The 15,683-nt window shown below is 42.8% G+C and carries 17 protein-coding genes and 1 pseudogene; 12 read left to right on the top strand and 6 right to left on the bottom strand.

The genetic code is table 11. The annotated features are described in order from the left end of the window. The first annotated feature begins 14 nt into the window (after window positions 1-14). Genes GVY04_18105 through GVY04_18085 form a run of 5 tightly spaced genes read left to right on the top strand, consistent with a single transcriptional unit; the run spans window position 15 to window position 6,380 of the window. On the top strand, window positions 15-989 hold the full coding sequence (locus tag GVY04_18105) for an ABC transporter substrate-binding protein (GenBank protein NBD17968.1): 975 nt from the start codon (window positions 15-17) through the stop codon (window positions 987-989). A 14-nt stretch (window positions 990-1,003) separates the two neighbouring features. Then, the gene (locus GVY04_18100; GenBank protein NBD17967.1) at window positions 1,004-2,302 is read left to right on the top strand and encodes an MFS transporter; all 1,299 of its coding nucleotides are present in this window, start codon (window positions 1,004-1,006) and stop codon (window positions 2,300-2,302) included. 20 nt (window positions 2,303-2,322) lie between these two features. Beyond that, a complete protein-coding gene (locus GVY04_18095) occupies window positions 2,323-3,285 on the top strand; it encodes a sucrase ferredoxin (GenBank protein ID NBD17966.1) in 963 nt (320 codons plus the stop codon). A gap of 11 nt (window positions 3,286-3,296) precedes the next feature. Then, the gene (locus GVY04_18090; GenBank protein ID NBD17965.1) at window positions 3,297-4,211 is read left to right on the top strand and encodes a sulfotransferase; all 915 of its coding nucleotides are present in this window, start codon (window positions 3,297-3,299) and stop codon (window positions 4,209-4,211) included. Between the two features lie 27 nt (window positions 4,212-4,238). Beyond that, window positions 4,239-6,380, top strand: coding sequence for an acylase (locus GVY04_18085; GenBank protein NBD17964.1), 2,142 nt, complete (start codon window positions 4,239-4,241; stop codon window positions 6,378-6,380). 34 nt (window positions 6,381-6,414) lie between these two features. Here GVY04_18085 and GVY04_18080 read toward each other — a convergent pair whose 3' ends face one another. Next, window positions 6,415-7,725: an IS701 family transposase gene (locus GVY04_18080; GenBank protein NBD17963.1), complete on the bottom strand. Its 1,311-nt coding sequence runs from the start codon at window positions 7,723-7,725 to the stop codon at window positions 6,415-6,417. Between the two features lie 202 nt (window positions 7,726-7,927). Between GVY04_18080 and GVY04_18075 the strand changes: the two are divergent. Further along, a pseudogene (locus GVY04_18075) lies at window positions 7,928-8,545 on the top strand (IS701 family transposase). Window positions 8,546-8,572: 27 nt separating this feature from the next. On the opposite strand, the gene GVY04_18070 reads toward GVY04_18075, so the two are convergent. Together GVY04_18070 and GVY04_18065 are read right to left on the bottom strand one after the other, a co-directional pair. Continuing rightward, complete coding sequence (locus tag GVY04_18070; protein NBD17962.1) at window positions 8,573-9,223, bottom strand: IS630 family transposase; 651 nt, start codon at window positions 9,221-9,223, stop codon at window positions 8,573-8,575. A 29-nt stretch (window positions 9,224-9,252) separates the two neighbouring features. Then, window positions 9,253-9,774 (bottom strand): helix-turn-helix domain-containing protein, encoded by a 522-nt coding sequence (locus GVY04_18065; protein ID NBD17961.1) that lies wholly within the window; start codon window positions 9,772-9,774, stop codon window positions 9,253-9,255. 31 nt (window positions 9,775-9,805) lie between these two features. On the opposite strand from GVY04_18065, the gene GVY04_18060 reads away from it, so the two are divergent. Beyond that, window positions 9,806-10,390 (top strand): transposase, encoded by a 585-nt coding sequence (locus GVY04_18060; GenBank protein ID NBD17960.1) that lies wholly within the window; start codon window positions 9,806-9,808, stop codon window positions 10,388-10,390. Between the two features lie 298 nt (window positions 10,391-10,688). On the opposite strand, the gene GVY04_18055 is transcribed toward GVY04_18060, so the two are convergent. Then, window positions 10,689-10,997, bottom strand: coding sequence for a hypothetical protein (locus GVY04_18055; GenBank protein ID NBD17959.1), 309 nt, complete (start codon window positions 10,995-10,997; stop codon window positions 10,689-10,691). Between the two features lie 14 nt (window positions 10,998-11,011). On the opposite strand from GVY04_18055, the gene GVY04_18050 reads away from it, so the two are divergent. Together GVY04_18050 and tnpB are read left to right on the top strand one after the other, a co-directional pair. Further along, window positions 11,012-11,236, top strand: coding sequence for a hypothetical protein (locus GVY04_18050; protein ID NBD17958.1), 225 nt, complete (start codon window positions 11,012-11,014; stop codon window positions 11,234-11,236). 162 nt (window positions 11,237-11,398) lie between these two features. After that, window positions 11,399-12,655, top strand: a complete 1,257-nt coding sequence (gene tnpB / locus GVY04_18045) for an IS200/IS605 family element transposase accessory protein TnpB (protein ID NBD17957.1) — start codon at window positions 11,399-11,401, stop codon at window positions 12,653-12,655. On the opposite strand, the gene GVY04_18040 is transcribed toward tnpB, so the two are convergent. After that, window positions 12,643-12,996: a helix-turn-helix domain-containing protein gene (locus GVY04_18040; protein NBD17956.1), complete on the bottom strand. Its 354-nt coding sequence runs from the start codon at window positions 12,994-12,996 to the stop codon at window positions 12,643-12,645. The two genes, tnpB and GVY04_18040, sit on opposite strands and share 13 nt — an antisense overlap. Window positions 12,997-13,104: 108 nt before the next feature. On the opposite strand from GVY04_18040, the gene GVY04_18035 reads away from it, so the two are divergent. Genes GVY04_18035 through GVY04_18025 form a run of 3 tightly spaced genes read left to right on the top strand, consistent with a single transcriptional unit; the run spans window position 13,105 to window position 15,253 of the window. Next, complete coding sequence (locus GVY04_18035) at window positions 13,105-13,866, top strand: AAA family ATPase (GenBank protein ID NBD17955.1); 762 nt, start codon at window positions 13,105-13,107, stop codon at window positions 13,864-13,866. Between the two features lie 52 nt (window positions 13,867-13,918). Beyond that, window positions 13,919-14,824 carry a ParB/RepB/Spo0J family partition protein gene (locus GVY04_18030; GenBank protein ID NBD17954.1) on the top strand — a complete coding sequence of 302 codons (906 nt, stop codon included), beginning with the start codon at window positions 13,919-13,921 and terminating at the stop codon, window positions 14,822-14,824. Between the two features lie 48 nt (window positions 14,825-14,872). Then, the gene (locus tag GVY04_18025; protein ID NBD17953.1) at window positions 14,873-15,253 is read left to right on the top strand and encodes a transcriptional regulator; all 381 of its coding nucleotides are present in this window, start codon (window positions 14,873-14,875) and stop codon (window positions 15,251-15,253) included. Between the two features lie 16 nt (window positions 15,254-15,269). On the opposite strand, the gene GVY04_18020 is transcribed toward GVY04_18025, so the two are convergent. Further along, on the bottom strand, window positions 15,270-15,419 hold the full coding sequence (locus GVY04_18020; GenBank protein NBD17952.1) for a hypothetical protein: 150 nt from the start codon (window positions 15,417-15,419) through the stop codon (window positions 15,270-15,272). Window positions 15,420-15,683 lie beyond the last annotated feature (264 nt).

Here is a 15,683-nt window from a genome sequence, read left to right as displayed (position 1 = left end):
GTTTTCTTGCAATCATGCTCCCATCCTTTCCCTTAAAATCCCCTTCTCTATTGTCTCTCACCCAGCCTTGGCTTGTTTTATGTTGTCTTCTGCTGGGATTGCTATCCGGTTGTAAGGATAATCCTACTTCGACTTCATTTACGTCTGAAAATGTTCCACCTCCCTCCCAACTCACACGAACTGTTGAGCATGGGATGGGGGAAACCAAGGTTCCAGAAAACCCGCAACGGATTGTAACCGTAGAGTCTTTTACTACCGAGTCATTATTAGCCATTGACCTTTTTCCGATGGGAACCGTGACCCCTCGTCCTGCTTACCTGGAAAAACGACTCCAACAAGCAGAAAGCATCGGTTCTCCTCGCCCAGACTTAGAACGAGTGCTTGCTCTCCAACCTGATTTAATTCTCGGTACCACCTACCGACAAGACATTTATGATCAGGCATCGCAAATTGCGCCGACCGTTTTGTTTGAACTGGAAACGAGTGCTGACTGGAAGCAAGTCTTTACCTCGGTTGGGAAAGCAGTTAACCGTCCCGAGGCAGTTGAGCAAGTGATGCAAGACTATCGCGATCGCTTAGCAAGGTTTAAGGAAAAAATGGGCAATCCTCGTGATTTGGAAGTCTCAGTGGTTCGGGTTTATCCTGATCGATTTGAGCTTTACTTACCCAATACTTTTCCAGGAACCATTCTCGAAGATGCCGGTTTATCCCGTCCGCCTAGCCAACGCGGTGATGAGTTTGTCCGTCGTATTAGCAAGGAACAACTTCAACTCGCTGATGGGGATGTCATCTTTGTTTGGACGTATGGCAAAGATTCGGAAACGGTAATGGAGAAACTAGAAGCCGATCCCTTGTGGTCAAAGTTAGAAGCCGTCCAACAGGGTAACGTTTATCAGGTTAATGGTAGTTACTGGATTGGAACAGGTCCCATTGCTGCCAATCTGGTGATCGATGACCTGTTTCGCTACTTGCTTCAGGAGGACTCGTGACTGCCCCCACTAGTCTGCGCAAATTCTTCATCATCTGGGTGGGACAACTTGCCTCCACCCTCGGTTCTACCATGACGACCTTTGCCCTCATTTTCTGGGCTTGGGACGCAACGGGACAAGCAACCCCCCTCTCTTTACTTTTTTTCTTTACCTATACACCGAAAGTGGTGGCTGCTATCTTTGCTGGGGTAATTGTGGATCGCTTCCCCCGGAAACGCCTGATTATGCTGGGGGATACGGTGGCAGGACTGGCAACGATCGCGCTGTTACTCCTGTTTTTAAGTGGAACCTTACAAATTTGGCATCTCTATCTTGCGAGTGCAGTGAGTGGCTTGTTTGACTACTTGCAACGGCTTGCTTATTCCGCTTCCATGAGCACGATCGTTCCCAAACAACACTTTGCCCGTGCTACGGCAATGAGATCCTATGTCACCAATTCCGGCTCAGAAATTCTAGGACCCGCCTTGGCTAGTATTCTCTATCCGGTAATTGGGTTAGGAGGCATTTTCACCATTGATATTGTTACTTTTCTCATCGCAGTGACTACGGTCGCGATCATCAACATTCCGCAACCCGAACAGGAGAAAGAAGACCATCACCTCTGGCAAGAGTTAACCTTTGGTTTCCGCTATATTTTTGCCCGCCCCAGTTTGTTAGCGATTCTCATCTTTTTATTAAGTATTAATCTTGTGGCGACAATCGCAAGTGCAATTTTTCCTGCGATGATTTTAGCCCGCAGTGGGGATAGTGCAACGGTACTCGCCAGTGTGCAAGCAGCAGTGGGAGTTGGGGGGGTCGCTGGAGCGTTGACGCTCAGTGTTTGGGGCGGCTTTAAACGTAAAATTCATGGCATGTTATTAGCAGGAGTTTTGAGTAATGCCAGTGCCATGCTCATTGGAATTGTCAAAACACCCGTGGTTTGGATGGGAGCTAATTTTGGGAATGGATTTTTTTCTCCCTTGTTAGGCAGTTCCAATCAGGCAATTTGGCTATCCAAAGTCAGACCTGCTGTGCAGGGCAAGGTGTTTTCAGCGCGTTATTTAATAGCTCAGATGATGTCTCCGATTGGACTGGCAATTGCAGGACCGTTGGCGGATTATGTGTTTGAGCCGGCAATGCAACCTAGTGGACTGCTCGCAGGCGTGCTAGGCGACGTGTTTGGTACCAGTCAAGGCTCAGGCATGGCATTGCAATTTACCCTGTTTTCTTTCTTGGGGAGCGCGATCGCGCTTTGTGGCTATTTCTTTCCGGTCTTACGGGATGTAGAAACAATTGTCCCAGATTATGAAAGTGAACAACATCAACAAGTATAGGGATTATCGAGGAGTATCAAATGCTATCAGATTGTGAGTTTTGTTCAGTTGTTTCTCAAAATAATGGTGAAGATCCCATTGGTTCAGCAACTCCTCATCAGTGTTTTCTGATCATTGAAACCCCCTTGCCTTGGCCCCAGCCCATTTGGTTAGAACCTGACCCCATGCCCTCGGAAGTGGTTGATTTAGCAGCGGACAAACAAATCCCATTTCGACCCCTCGCGATTGCGCCAGAACGAGAGTGGCAGTTTCCTGGGTACCGACGAGTATTCTGTTTTTGGCAACCAACTCCTCCCTTTTCGCAATTTGAAAAAGAAGAATATTTGGTTCCGAACAATTTGGTGGGAAAACTGGCTGTTGCACTACTCCAAGATCGCTCCCAACTTCCTCAATTTGCAGCCTACCGACAGCAAAACTACCATTTGCGAGAACTACTGGTTTGTACTCACGGTAATGTTGATGCTGCCTGTGCTCGTTTTGGTTACCCCATTTATCGGAAATTAAAAAATAACTACTCTCAATATCCCATTCGGGCTTGGCGTGTTAGTCATTTCAGCGGGCATGAATTTGCTCCCACCTTAATTGATTTACCAACAGGACAGTACTGGGGACACCTCGCCTCAGAAGTCTTACCCTCTCTAGTCAAGCATGAGGGAGATATTACCGCTTTATCCCGTTGCTATCGCGGTTGGGCTGGTTTGACAAAATTTGAACAGATTGCTGAACGAGAAATTTGGATCCGAGAAGGATGGCAATGGCTTAATTATCAAAAAAAAGGTCAAGTTTTAAATCAAGATCAAAACTACGAACATTGGGCAAAAGTCCGTATTGACTATATCTCTCCTCAGGGGAAAGCTGGTGCTTATGAAGCGAGTTTGGAAGTGAAGGACAAAGTAACAACCATGATGCAATCTGGCAATCACCAGTCTTTAACACAAAGAAATCAATATGAGGTTACCTATTTAGAGAAAGTATTGTTATAGGAGAATTATCCATGAAAAAACCTAATCTTTTTATTGTTGGTGCCCCCAAATGTGGAACAACTGCTATGTACAGCTATCTCCAACAACATCCGGAAATTTTTATGCCTGAAACGAAAGAGCCTCACTTTTTCGGAAGCGATTTTAACATTTCTAATCGAATGGTTAAAACCGAACAAGAGTACCTATCCCTATTTACTGAAGCCCAAAATGAAAAAATAATTGGTGATGGTTCTATTTGGCTACTTTACTCAGATAATGCCCCTCTAGAAATTAAAGAATTTTCTCCTGATGCCAAAATACTGGTCATGTTAAGAAATCCTGTTGATATGATTCAATCTTTACATAGTAATCTTTTATATGTTGGTTATGAAAAGAACCAAGATTTGGAAACTGCTATAGAAGAAATGGAAAAGCGCAAACAAGGCGTTCAAATTCCTGGTGCATCAAATGTAATTCAAGGACTTTCTTATCGAGAAGTTATAAAATATGCAAAACATCTTAAAAAATATCTTGATGTGTTTAGTCCAAACAATATAAAAATAATTGTTTTTGATGATTTTAGAAATAGAACAGAATTAGTTTATTATGAAATGCTAGAATTTTTAGAAATAAATAAAAATTTTCAACCTAACCTTGAAGTGATTAATCCCAATAAAGAATTTCGGAATAAATTCTTACAAAATAAATTAAATCAACTTGCAGTCAGCCCAATCACTAAAAATATAGGAAAATTCCTTCCTAATCCAGTTAAAAAATCTTTATATAAAAATTATTTACAAATAAGAGAAATGAATACAATTCATGGTAAATCCCGTTCATCTATGGAACCCAGTCTTAGAAAACGTCTTCAAGCAGAATTTGCACCAGAAGTGGAAAAAATAAGCTCTTTACTGAATCGAGATTTAACCCATTGGATTCAAGAATAACGGAAGTAATCGAACATTTAATTAAATATGTTAATCACTTTAAAAAGATTCTTCTTTCATAAACTTATTCTCCTCAGTTTAATTTTGGCTTTTTTACTTGCCTTACTAATTAATAACTCTGGTTCTGCAATTGAGCCAGACCAATCTGAAATTCTTTGGGATACCTATGGGGTTCCTCATATTTATAGCGAAGATGAAAATAGTTCATTTTATGCTTTCGGTTGGGCACAGATGCACAGCCACGGCAATTTGCTCTTGCGTCTCTATGGACAAGCTCGCGGTCGCGCTGCTGAATATTGGGGAGAGCAATATTTAGAATCCGATCAATGGGTTTGGACAATGGGAATTCCTGATCGCGCTCGACAATGGTACAAAGAACAATCCCCTGCCTTTCGTAAAAATATTGATGCCTTTGCTGCTGGGATTAATGACTATGCCAAAACCCATCCTGAGTTACTCAGTACTGAAGTTGAAGCTGTACTTCCCATCAACCCCATAGACGTACTCGCCCATTTGCAACGAGTCCTGCATTTTACCTTTGTTGTTAATCAGGAACAGGTTGGGGAAATTCAAAAAGATTTCCAGACTGCCAAACCCGCAGCAAATTCCACCATGGGGTCTAACGCATGGGCAATTGGTCCCTCCCGTTCTGCCAGCGGCAATGCCATGTTACTGATCAATCCCCACCTATTTTGGTCTGATCGCTTTCTTTGGTACGAAGCTCAGATTCAAACCCCTGATATGGATGCCTACGGGGCAAGCCTCGTCGGAATTCCTGTGCTAAATGTGGCGTTTAATAACAATCTGGGCTGGGCTCATACCATTAATCAGCATGATGGCTGGGATGCTTATGAACTGACACTAGCTGAGAAAGGCTATGAATTTGACGGTCAAGTTCGGGCATTTGAAACCGAACAAAAAACCCTCAAAATTAAACAAGAGGATGGCACACTACAGGAAGAAACACTGACCATCCAACATTCCATTCATGGTCCCGTAATTGCTAAAACAGATGAGAGCGCGATCGCGCTGCGAGTGGTGGGGCTGGATGAGCCCGGTGCATTAGAACAATGGTGGGAGATGGGCCGTGCCGAAAACTTGAGTGAATTTGAAACCGCTCTCAAACGCTTACAACTCCCGACTTTTACCGTCATGTATGCGGATCGGGAGGGACATATCTTACACCTTTTTAACGGTCAAGTGCCTATTCGCGAGCAAGGAGACTTTGAATATTGGTCGGGTCTCATTCCTGGCGATACATCCACCACACTCTGGTCAAACACTCATTCCTACGAGGAGTTGCCACGGGTTCTGGATCCAGCAAGCGGGTGGCTTCAAAATGCCAATGATGCCCCTTGGACTACGACATTTCCAAAAGCATTGGAAGCAGCGGATTATCCCCTTTATATGGCACCGCAAGGGCCGATGCAATTTCGAGCGCAACGTTCTGCCGGGATGTTAGCGGAAGATGAAACGATCTCGTTTGAAGAACTTATCGCCTATAAACATTCAACGCGCATGGAATTAGCCGATCGCGTGCTTGACGATCTCATCGGCGCGGCGCGGCAACAGGGAGGCGAATTAGTCGAGCAAGCCGCGAATGTCCTGGAAAACTGGGATCGTCAAGCCAATGCGGATAGTCAAGGGGCAGTGCTGTTTACTTTTTGGAACCGACAAGTCAATCGGGAGCAATTATTTGCCACAGGTTGGAGCGAGGATTTCCCGCTGACTACCCCCGATCATTTGGCCGATCCGGTGCAAGCGGTAGACGCCTTGAAAACGGCTGCGGCTCAAGTCAAAGAAACCTACGGGGCATTGGATGTGCCTTGGGGAGAGGTATTCCGATTGCAAGCAGGTGAACTGGACTTACCAGCTAACGGTGCCCCAGGACGTTTGGGTAGTTTCCGAACCGTACGGTTTGCTCCCATGGAAAATCGCGATCGTTTCCAAGCAATTTTGGGGGATTCTTATGTTGCTGCCATTGAATTTTCTGATCCGGTTAGAGCAAGGGCTTTGACAAGTTATGGCAATGCTACTCAACCCCATTCCTCTCATGTCGGGGATCAGCTAGAACTGTTTGCTCAGCAAGAATTACGTCCCGTTTGGCGATCACGCTCAGAAATTCAGGCTCACCTAACTTCACGTCAGAAACTTGCATGGGAGAAATGAGAATTGAATCTGTGATTACCTCTCTTTTGTCACTCTAGGCAGAGGAATAATGAAAACTATCCCAATAATCGACTAAACGACTTAAACAATCGAACTCATTCATAATTGCAATTAATCTGGGGAAACTCAAAGAAAGTTGTGGAATTGGAAAAACTTCAAGCCATCGTAAAATTAAATTAAAACTAATAAAGGGTTGTAAAATTAAGCGAAGGTTATTGAGCCAGTTTTTCCAGCCTTTCTCTTGATTCCACCAATCATGATTTTGGAACTTTTTCTCTACAGGAGAAACCAATGGGTTCAAAATTTCACTATGGAGAGATATCATCAGGTAAGCCGACATAACGAGTTGCCACCACTTTTCAATATCAGAATAATCAGTGACCCGATAATCAGCCCAGCCTAATTCACTTTTACTTTGCTTAAAACCATATTCAACCCAAGTTCGGATTTGATAAAATTTCCCCACCTCTTTATAGGTTAGATTGGGGATTTTAGTCATTACTAACCAAGTTGACTCTTCCGGAACTTGCTCTGGATCAGTAGTAATTTCCCAATATTGTCTGGCTCTTCTCTTGCCAAAAATAATTTCTCTAATATATCTAGTTTCAGTTGTCCCATCCCACTGTTGATGTTCAAATTTTCTCCATTTATTGGTTCTTACTTTTTGTCCTTTCAGTAGCCAGACTCCATGATTACTCCGAATTGCCACTGCATATTCTAGGTTTAACTCCTCAACTATAGAAAGAAAGTTACTTTCACTTTCTCCATATAAACTATCTGCTAAGACTCGTTGAATCTGAAACCCCTTTTCTCTGAGTTCTTTAATTATCTCGGCGGCTAAAACCGGCTTAGTTTGATAACAATCTCCTTCCTTTAATCTTTCTTTGGGTTTGAAAACCTTAAAGATTAGAGGAAACGTTATTCCTTCATAATAACCATAGGCATTTACCGAAACAATTCCATTCTCTATTTTTCCCAAATTTCCAAGATATTGTCGTTTGACATAGTCAGTGGTTTTCCCTTTCTTTTTGTCTCCTGTTTCATCAATAATGACTTGTATTTTTCTTCCTTCTAATACTTGGAGAATAATTTCCAATCTTCTGGCTTCCAATTCTTTAACTGACCAAGGTGACTCGGTTAGGAAATGGTGTAGTCCTTGATGATTTTCTAATCCTACTATTTTCGCGATTGCTGGCAAACTTTTTCTTTTGATTTCACTGATTAGACCGACATGAAGATATTTAAAGCTCTCGTAGGCTCGGACTTCTGGAAATAAATCTTGATATAGTTGGCAGTAGCTATCCACGCATTTTACGGTTGGAGTCGCAGCTCTTGGCTCTACCATAGTCTCAATCTAGCTTTGAGGAGGATTTTCCTTATTCTACTCTCCCTAGAGTGACAAAAGAGAGTTACTCCATACACTGACGGCGAGTTCTTTCAGCGTGGGCTTCTTAATGATGGTCAGAATCACCTTAGCCCGCTTCTGTCACTTTCCGACTTAAAATAGGGAAAAGTCAGATAAAAATCCCTAGAGATTAGGAGGGATAATGGATGTAGCGTTACAGATTCGTAAACATTTACCTCGAGAGCCACAGCCCACCCTAGCAGTAGTAGATGAATATTGTAGGAATTACCAAGACTTATTTAAAGATGTGAGAAACTATGAATATTTCAAATATCTGCATTTAGGAATTATTGCTCCAATTCCTCGGAAATCTCTTCCAGAAATTGCGAAAGTAGTAGGAATTAATTCCGCCCAATCTCTACACCATTTCATGGCTAATGCACCCTGGTCAGCAGCAGAATTAAGAAAGAGAAGATTAAGAGTAACCAAAGAAGCGCTGCAAGGAGAACCGATAACGGTTATTATTGATGAAACTGGGGATAGAAAGAAGGGGAAAAAGACAGATTATGTGGCTAGACAGTACTTAGGAAGTATTGGAAAAATTGAGCAAGGAATTGTTTCGGTTAATGCTTATGGTTTATGGAGAAATATTACCTTTCCTTTATGGTTTCAAGTATTTAAGCCGAAAGGGACACTCAAGGAGGGAGACAAATATCAGACTAAGATTACAATAGCTACAGAAATAATTGCCAAATTAATTAAGGTGGGTTTTCAGATTGAATTGGTTTTAGCAGACAGTTTATATGGTGAAAGTAGTAGACTTGGGCGTGAGTTTGGCTACTTTTTGTCATTGCTTTAATGCCTTGCCCTCATAAGTCCACTTGAAAGGTTTAGCCATCGTGCGATTGAAGTAATCGACGAATTCCAGAATCCGGGTTTTGAGTTGCTCTTTACTCACAAAGTTGCCTCGTCTGAGTAACTTACGCACCAAGATACTGAACCCCATCTCAATCTGATTCAACCAGGAACAATGCTTGGGGGTGAAGTGAAACACGATTTTGTGGCTTGGGTCAGCTAAAAACGCTGAGCGAGTTTGCATCGATTTGAGAATGCCCGATTCCCCTTTGACCCCCAAGTCAAGCTCAAGTCCTTCGGTTTGAGCCACAAATCGCACTAACGATTCAGATTGATGAATGTTCAAGCAATCCATCACCAAATGCCATTTCACTGCCTTGGGGTCTGTGGCAATCAATTGTTGAACATGGCTCAGGTAATCGGTCTCGGTACGCCTATCTCCTACCGTTGCTTCCACGATCCGACCTTGAGCCACATCAAAACTGGCAATCAACGTTTGGGTTCCGTGGCGAATATACTCAAATTCTTGTCGTTCTCGTTTGCCAGGTCGCATCGCTTGGGTTTTAGCTTTGCGTTCTAAGGCTTGAATGCCCGTCATCTCGTCTAAAGAAACCGTTCTCTCTCCCTCGTTTGCTCGCTCCATTGCACTCAAGTAGACCTCACAGATATCTTTCACCTTGTCGTCGAATTGAGGGTCGGGGGGGGATTCAACCAGTACTGCGACTGGTGTGGCTTTAGGTCTGCTTCGTCCAGCAATCGTCCGACATGACGGGGGGAAATGCTCTCCACAATGCCTTGTTTGATCATCTCGTCTGCTAGTTCTCGAGAAGTCCAATGACTGATGGGTCCTCCATAGGTTTCAGGCTGCTCACACGCCATCGCAAATAGTTGCAGAATCTGCTCCAAGCTGAACGTTGGAGGACCACCAGAGCGAGGGGCATCGACTAATCGTTCCCGCACAGCAACATCCGTCTGGCTCAACGCTAGCCATCGGTTGCGCCACAGTCTTGCCAGATCTCGACTGATGTTAAGCTCCCGTCCAATGTCTCGATGATTGAGTCCTTCGTCTGCTAAAAGAATAATGTTGGCTCTCAAGGCAATTTGCTGAGGAGTGCTGTGGCGCTTAACCACTTGTTGCAGTTGCGACCGTTCTGTCTCGGTCAGTTGTAAGGGTGTTGGAGCAAGTCTAGGCATGGTTTTACCCTCATTGGTTAACCCTACCTAAATGGTAGCTCCACTTCAGCCAACATCTAGTAGCGAGTTTATCGGGGAATTAAATCGACATCGACTTTTCTATATTGTAGCAATTCGGAGTAATCACGGAGTCTGGCTACCGCAAGAGCAAAGGGTTAGAGCGAATAAATGGTGTCAATTTACTAGAACTTTTAGCAATGGCAATACAGAAACGAGATGGATTCGAGAAATTGTTTATGGGAAGAGACATGAGATTACTTATTGGCAATTAACCACGGATACAGAAACGCTACCTGAGAATTCGACATCCTTGATTATGACTAACCTTCCTGGAAATCTCAAAAGAAAGTTAAAAGACCTCAAAGAAAAACTGGGAAACCTTTATGGAAATCGCACTTGGGTAGAATATGGATTTCGTCAAGGAAAACAGGAACTGGGATGGACTGACTATCGCTTTACTGGCTTTTCTGAAATTGAAAAGTGGTGGGAAATGATCTTTTCTGCGTACCTAATGGTCAGTTTAGAAGCCTTAAAATTATTGCGGATTAGAGAAGCAGAGTCAGCGACAGATGAGGATAATAACTTAATAACTAAAGTTTTGGAACATCAAGACTAGAATTCGGTAGAAAATTGGAAAAATGTGTTAAATAACCTACGCTTATTAACGCAACCTCTGCTCCTTTTTCATTTAATTGAACCTTGGCTAGATATTTTCCCAAATTCTCATTTATTATTGGGCTTTAATGCTTTACTGGCGGAACTCAGTCAATTCCAATTTTACTTTTCTTCTGGATAATCTGGCTTTTTATCTACTCATTGATTCGGAAAGTGACAGAAGCGGGCTATAGCAAGCCAAATCCAATGCTTGTTGCCCTTACTGGCTACAAACGACCAGGCTTCATCACACTCAATGCTCAAGCGCCCTTTTTTTTGTCCTTTGTCTTGAGTTGACGAGGAACTGTAGCGTATTTGGTGTTGACGTATTGTTGGAGCCAAGATTCTGAAACCTCTGTAACTCGGGCAATCCCAGCTAGAGGAATCTTTTCGAGCAGGAGTTTATCAATCAGGTGACGAGTGGATTGACTAATTGGCAGGTTCTGTGGCTCTTCAACAAATTGTCTGCCACAGTCACGACAGCGGTGATTTTGCTTGTCATTATGGATCTTGCCATTCTTGACAATACGCTCAGAGTTGCAGGCGGGACAAGATAAACTGGAGGGCATAGCAGGCAAGTCGGATACTCAACTTCTTTCAGTCTATCCTTACATCTAAGGGACTACCCAAACAAAAACATAGGTTAGCCAAGAAACAAAACTTCACCTGTCAACATTGTGGAGAATCCATCTTCAACGGCGAACCTTATGATGTTCACCACATCGTACCTCGAAAAGACGGTGGTTCCAATCATCTAAATAATTTGGAAATCCTCCACCGTGAATGTCATAAAGCCCGACACGGGTAGTTCTTGTCTGCTTGAGCCGTGTACCGTGAAAGTGGTACGCACGGTTCTGAGGGGAGGGGGAGACAGTGATGTCTCTTCCTTACCCGACAGAGGTTCGATGCCTTGAGATTGACAAATTACGAGATTTGTTTTATCATAAATATAATTTACGTTATTTTGGTCATGCCTAGAGCAATCAAGGTACGTTTATATCCCACACCATTTCAGCAGTCCCAACTCAACCAAGTGATGGGATGCGCTCGGTATTGGTGGAACTATGCCTTAGCTCTCTGCAAACAGCACTACAAAGATACAGGAAAAGGGTTAGGGCGAACGGCTCTTAATGCTTATCTTCCTGAATTAAAACGTCAAGAAGAAACTGCTTTCTTGAAAGATTGTCCTTCTCAAGTCTTACAAGCTACCACCTTGAACCTGACTAGAGCTTATAAAAACTTTTTTGAGGGACGTGCAAGGTATCCAAGGTTCAAAAGTTTTTATCAAAGACAGTCTTGCCAATTCCCCCAAAGTGTCAAGATAGTCGATAATAAAGCCTTAAAACTACCCAAGATGAAAGGGCTGGTCAAAGCAAAAATTCATCGACTTTTTGAGGATGGGAAGTTGAAGACAGTCATCATTAGTCGAAGTCCTACTGGAAAGTATTACGCTTCTTTATTATTTGAGACTCAACAGGAAGAGCCAACCCCAGTTACAGAAGGTAAGGTGGCGGGAATCGATTTAGGAATCAAAGATTTTGCCATTGTTAACGATGGTGAGAAATGTTCCAAATTTCCTAACCCTAAACACCTCTCTAAACATGAGAAAAATCTCAAGCGTAAACAGAAAAAGTTAGCCCGTAAACAAAAGGATTCTCAATCAAGAGAAAAAGCGAAAAAGCTAGTGGCTAAGGTACACGAACGAGTTAGCAATACCCGCCAAGACTACCTCCATAAAGTATCCCGAAAAATTGTGGATCATAATCAGGTAGTCGTAGTGGAGAATTTGAATGTCATGGGTATGGTTCGTAACCACAAACTAGCAAAAGCAATTTCTGATGTCGGTTGGGGAATGTTTGTCAACTTTTTGGACTATAAACTCAAAGAAAAAGGTGGCGTTTTAGTCGAGATTGACAGATGGTTTCCTAGTTCTAAACTTTGCTCTAATTGTCATTATGAAATGAAAAGTCTAGACTTAAGTGTTAGAGAATGGACTTGTCCGAAATGTGGCACTCACCATGATCGTGACGAAAATGCAAGTGCCAATATAAGAGCAGAGGGAATCAGAATGCTTACCGTCTCTGGAACAGGGACGGCTGCGGTAGGAGGGGATAGAAGTCCAAAACTTGGGCGTAAATCTAAGTTTGGGCATTCCCCGATGGAAGAGTCTTCGGATTCTTCTGAGAGTACCGAAGCCCCGACTACAGCATCAGCTTACTCGGGGTAGTTCACATCTGATTTAATAACTTCTTGAACAAAATCAGGATCATCGCGCATTTTGTAAAATAAAGTCGCCATAATTTTATAATTATGCTTGACAAAATTCTCAAAAATTCTTGCTTCTTCCTCTGTAATGCGACCAGCTAGATATCTTAATGCTTCAGCATTAAGTTCTAAATGAGTCGCTAATTTATCGATGGTTTTCTTACTAGGAGGCGTCCCAGCACGGTCATTCTCAAGTTTTGACAAGTAAGTGTAGCTAGTTCCTAGTAACTGAGCTAACTCACGTTGGTTATATCCTTTATCTATACGAGCTTGACGGATCAGGTTGCCAAAACTTTGACTCATTTACGTTAGCTTGGCTATTTATAATTATTTTATGTTGAACAATAGTGGTCAACTTGTTCAACATATATTATATTAGATTTAATTGAGATAATCAAATTGGTAAAGAAAGTGACAACTATTATCTCGACATTCAATCAATCTGGAGGCGTTGGTAAAACCACCGTCACATATAACTTAGGCTATGAATTGAGTCAACTTGGCTATCGTATGCTTCTCGTAGACTTTGATCCTCAAGCCAGTTTGACCCTTTTCCTAGGAGTTGATCCAATTGAACTAAAAAAAGAAGAAACCATCTACACCACTCTAATTGAGGAAGACCCTCTACCCATTCAAAGCAACGACAACTTAAATTGGGTCCCTTCCAACATCTTTCTCTCGCAAGCAGAGATTGAGCTAATTGGTGCCGATATGCGGGATTTTCGCCTAAAGGAGGGGTTATCTATGGTTCAGGAAAACTACGACTTGATTTTAATTGATTGTCCTCCCTCCCTCGGAATCCTCTCTTACTTAGCTCTCGTTGCAAGCTCCTATGTTATCGTCCCGATTATTCCTGAGTTTAAATCTTTGAAAGGCGTGCAGCTATTTCTCAATACCTATCAACGTGTTCGCCGTCGCCCTAATCCCAACTTAAAGATTGGGGCGTTTCTCCCTTGGGGATATGACAAGCGAACCCGACAGGGAAAAGAAAGCATGGAAAGTATTAATGCCAATTTGTCACAATTTGCTCCCATTCTGACAGCAATGGGTCGTTCTGTTATTTTTTCAGAATCATCGCAAGCGGGACAACCCATCTCTCAATTTTGCCCCTCCCATCGTTGTGCTAAACTGATGCAGAAAATTGCGGCTGAGCTAATAGAATCGATTTCGTAAATTATGGACACCGGTGTCCATAAAATAGTCAGAGAAATATTAGGACAATGCTATGGCTAAAGAACAAAGGAAGCGTGATCCATTAGCAAATTTGGGCGGTTTATATGCCGATCTAGATACGCCTCAGCAAGAAGTACCAATTGGAACGTTGATTCCTTTTACGGGGCAACCGCGACGATATGTTGACCCAGAAGCCATCCAAGCATTAGCTCATTCGATTCAGCAAGTGGGAATTCTACAACCACTCCTAGTTCGCACCTCTGCTAAAACCGGAAAATATGACATTATCTGTGGCAACTCACGGTTTCAAGCTGCTAAGCAGGTGGGACTAGAGACGGTTCCAGTTGTCATTCGAGACATTAGTGATTCCGAAGCGTTTAAGATTACTTTAGTGGAAAATCTGACGCGGAAAGCGCTTGATGTTATTGACGAGACTGAAGGAATTTTACGGTACTTAGCCATTGAACTGGATTGCTCATTTGAGGAAGCAGTCAAACGAATTAAAACGAATGCTTGGAACGCGAAGTTACGAGAAAGCACATCCTCTGAAATCGAATCAATCTTTACCTTTTTCGATAGCCTAGGAATGAGCCCTGAGACTTTTCGCAAACATCGCCTCCCTTTACTAAAGCTACCAGACTTTTTACTAACGGCAGTTCGAGAAGGAAAGCTCCCGAGTTCTTCGGTTCTTCCGATTGCCCGTCTCCCTGACGAAGCTTCGCAACGGGAATTATTAGATCAAGCTTTGCAAGAACAATGGACGCGATCGCGCATTCAACGCGAAGTTAAAGCTCGTCTGCAATCACAATCCCCCAGCCCAAAATCTTGGGAGCAGTTGCGCGATCGCGCTAAGTCCGTAACAACCCGTTTGCAAAAACAAGGGGATAATCTTGAGGAAGCAACTGCTACTCAGGTAGAAGAATTACTAAGCCAAATTGAAAACTTATTGAAAAACTAGTTTTTTGATGGTTAACTCACGCTGAGTATAGTAAAGAGGCTGGGAAAAATGACCCCTACTACTGATCCAGATACTACTTATATTCCAATAAGCATTCTTCCCTTTGTTATTGAAACAGAGGAACAATACAACAAAGCTTTATCGATCTCGGAAAGCCTTTTCTTCAAGAAAAGTCGGACAGAAGCAGAGGAGCAGGCTTTTGATGTCTGGATGGTATTAATTGAGATGTACGAAAATCAAACCTTTACACCTGGTCAAAACTCTACTCCTGTCTCTGTTCTGAAAACCCTGATGGAAGCAAAAGGGGTTAGTCAAGCTGATTTAGAGAAGGAAGGAGTTGGCTCTAGCGGTGTTATTTCTGAAATCGTTAATGGTAAACGTGGGATTAGTAAACAACAAGCGAAAAGATTAGCTGAAATTTTTATCTAAACAACTTCCGCGGGAGTTAACAGCCCTTTTTAACTAAATAGATCCCATCCTCAGTTTCAATCAACTGATTTCCCTCTTCAATCGGTGTTCCCGGTTGCCAATTATCTGGTGATTGTGGCGATTCCCATTGAGGAAGCATCAGATCTGAAGCAGAATCCTTATCCATGTTGAGATTAAGAATTTGACGATTATCGAAACAGGAATTAGAACTAAGGGTTAAGGGAATAAGCGTGATCGGGCTGATTTCAAATTCAGGAAGCAAGTTTTGCTGCTCAACATTGACCGTACCGCTAAGGTCTGGATTAGAGGCAGAAATAGGTAAGGATTCAGGGATAAGGGTTGACAGGAGTCAAAAAAGGGTTAAGCTGAAGCCATGATGATGAGCCAAGAGCACTCGTTCCCCAAGGCGGAAGAACTGAGCCAGTTGCCC

This window comes from Cyanobacteria bacterium GSL.Bin1 (assembly GCA_009909085.1).
Lineage (GTDB): Bacteria > Cyanobacteriota > Cyanobacteriia > Cyanobacteriales > Rubidibacteraceae > Halothece.
The sequence above is the reverse complement of the archived record's forward strand: the minus strand, read 5'-3'. Positions and strand labels throughout refer to the sequence as shown.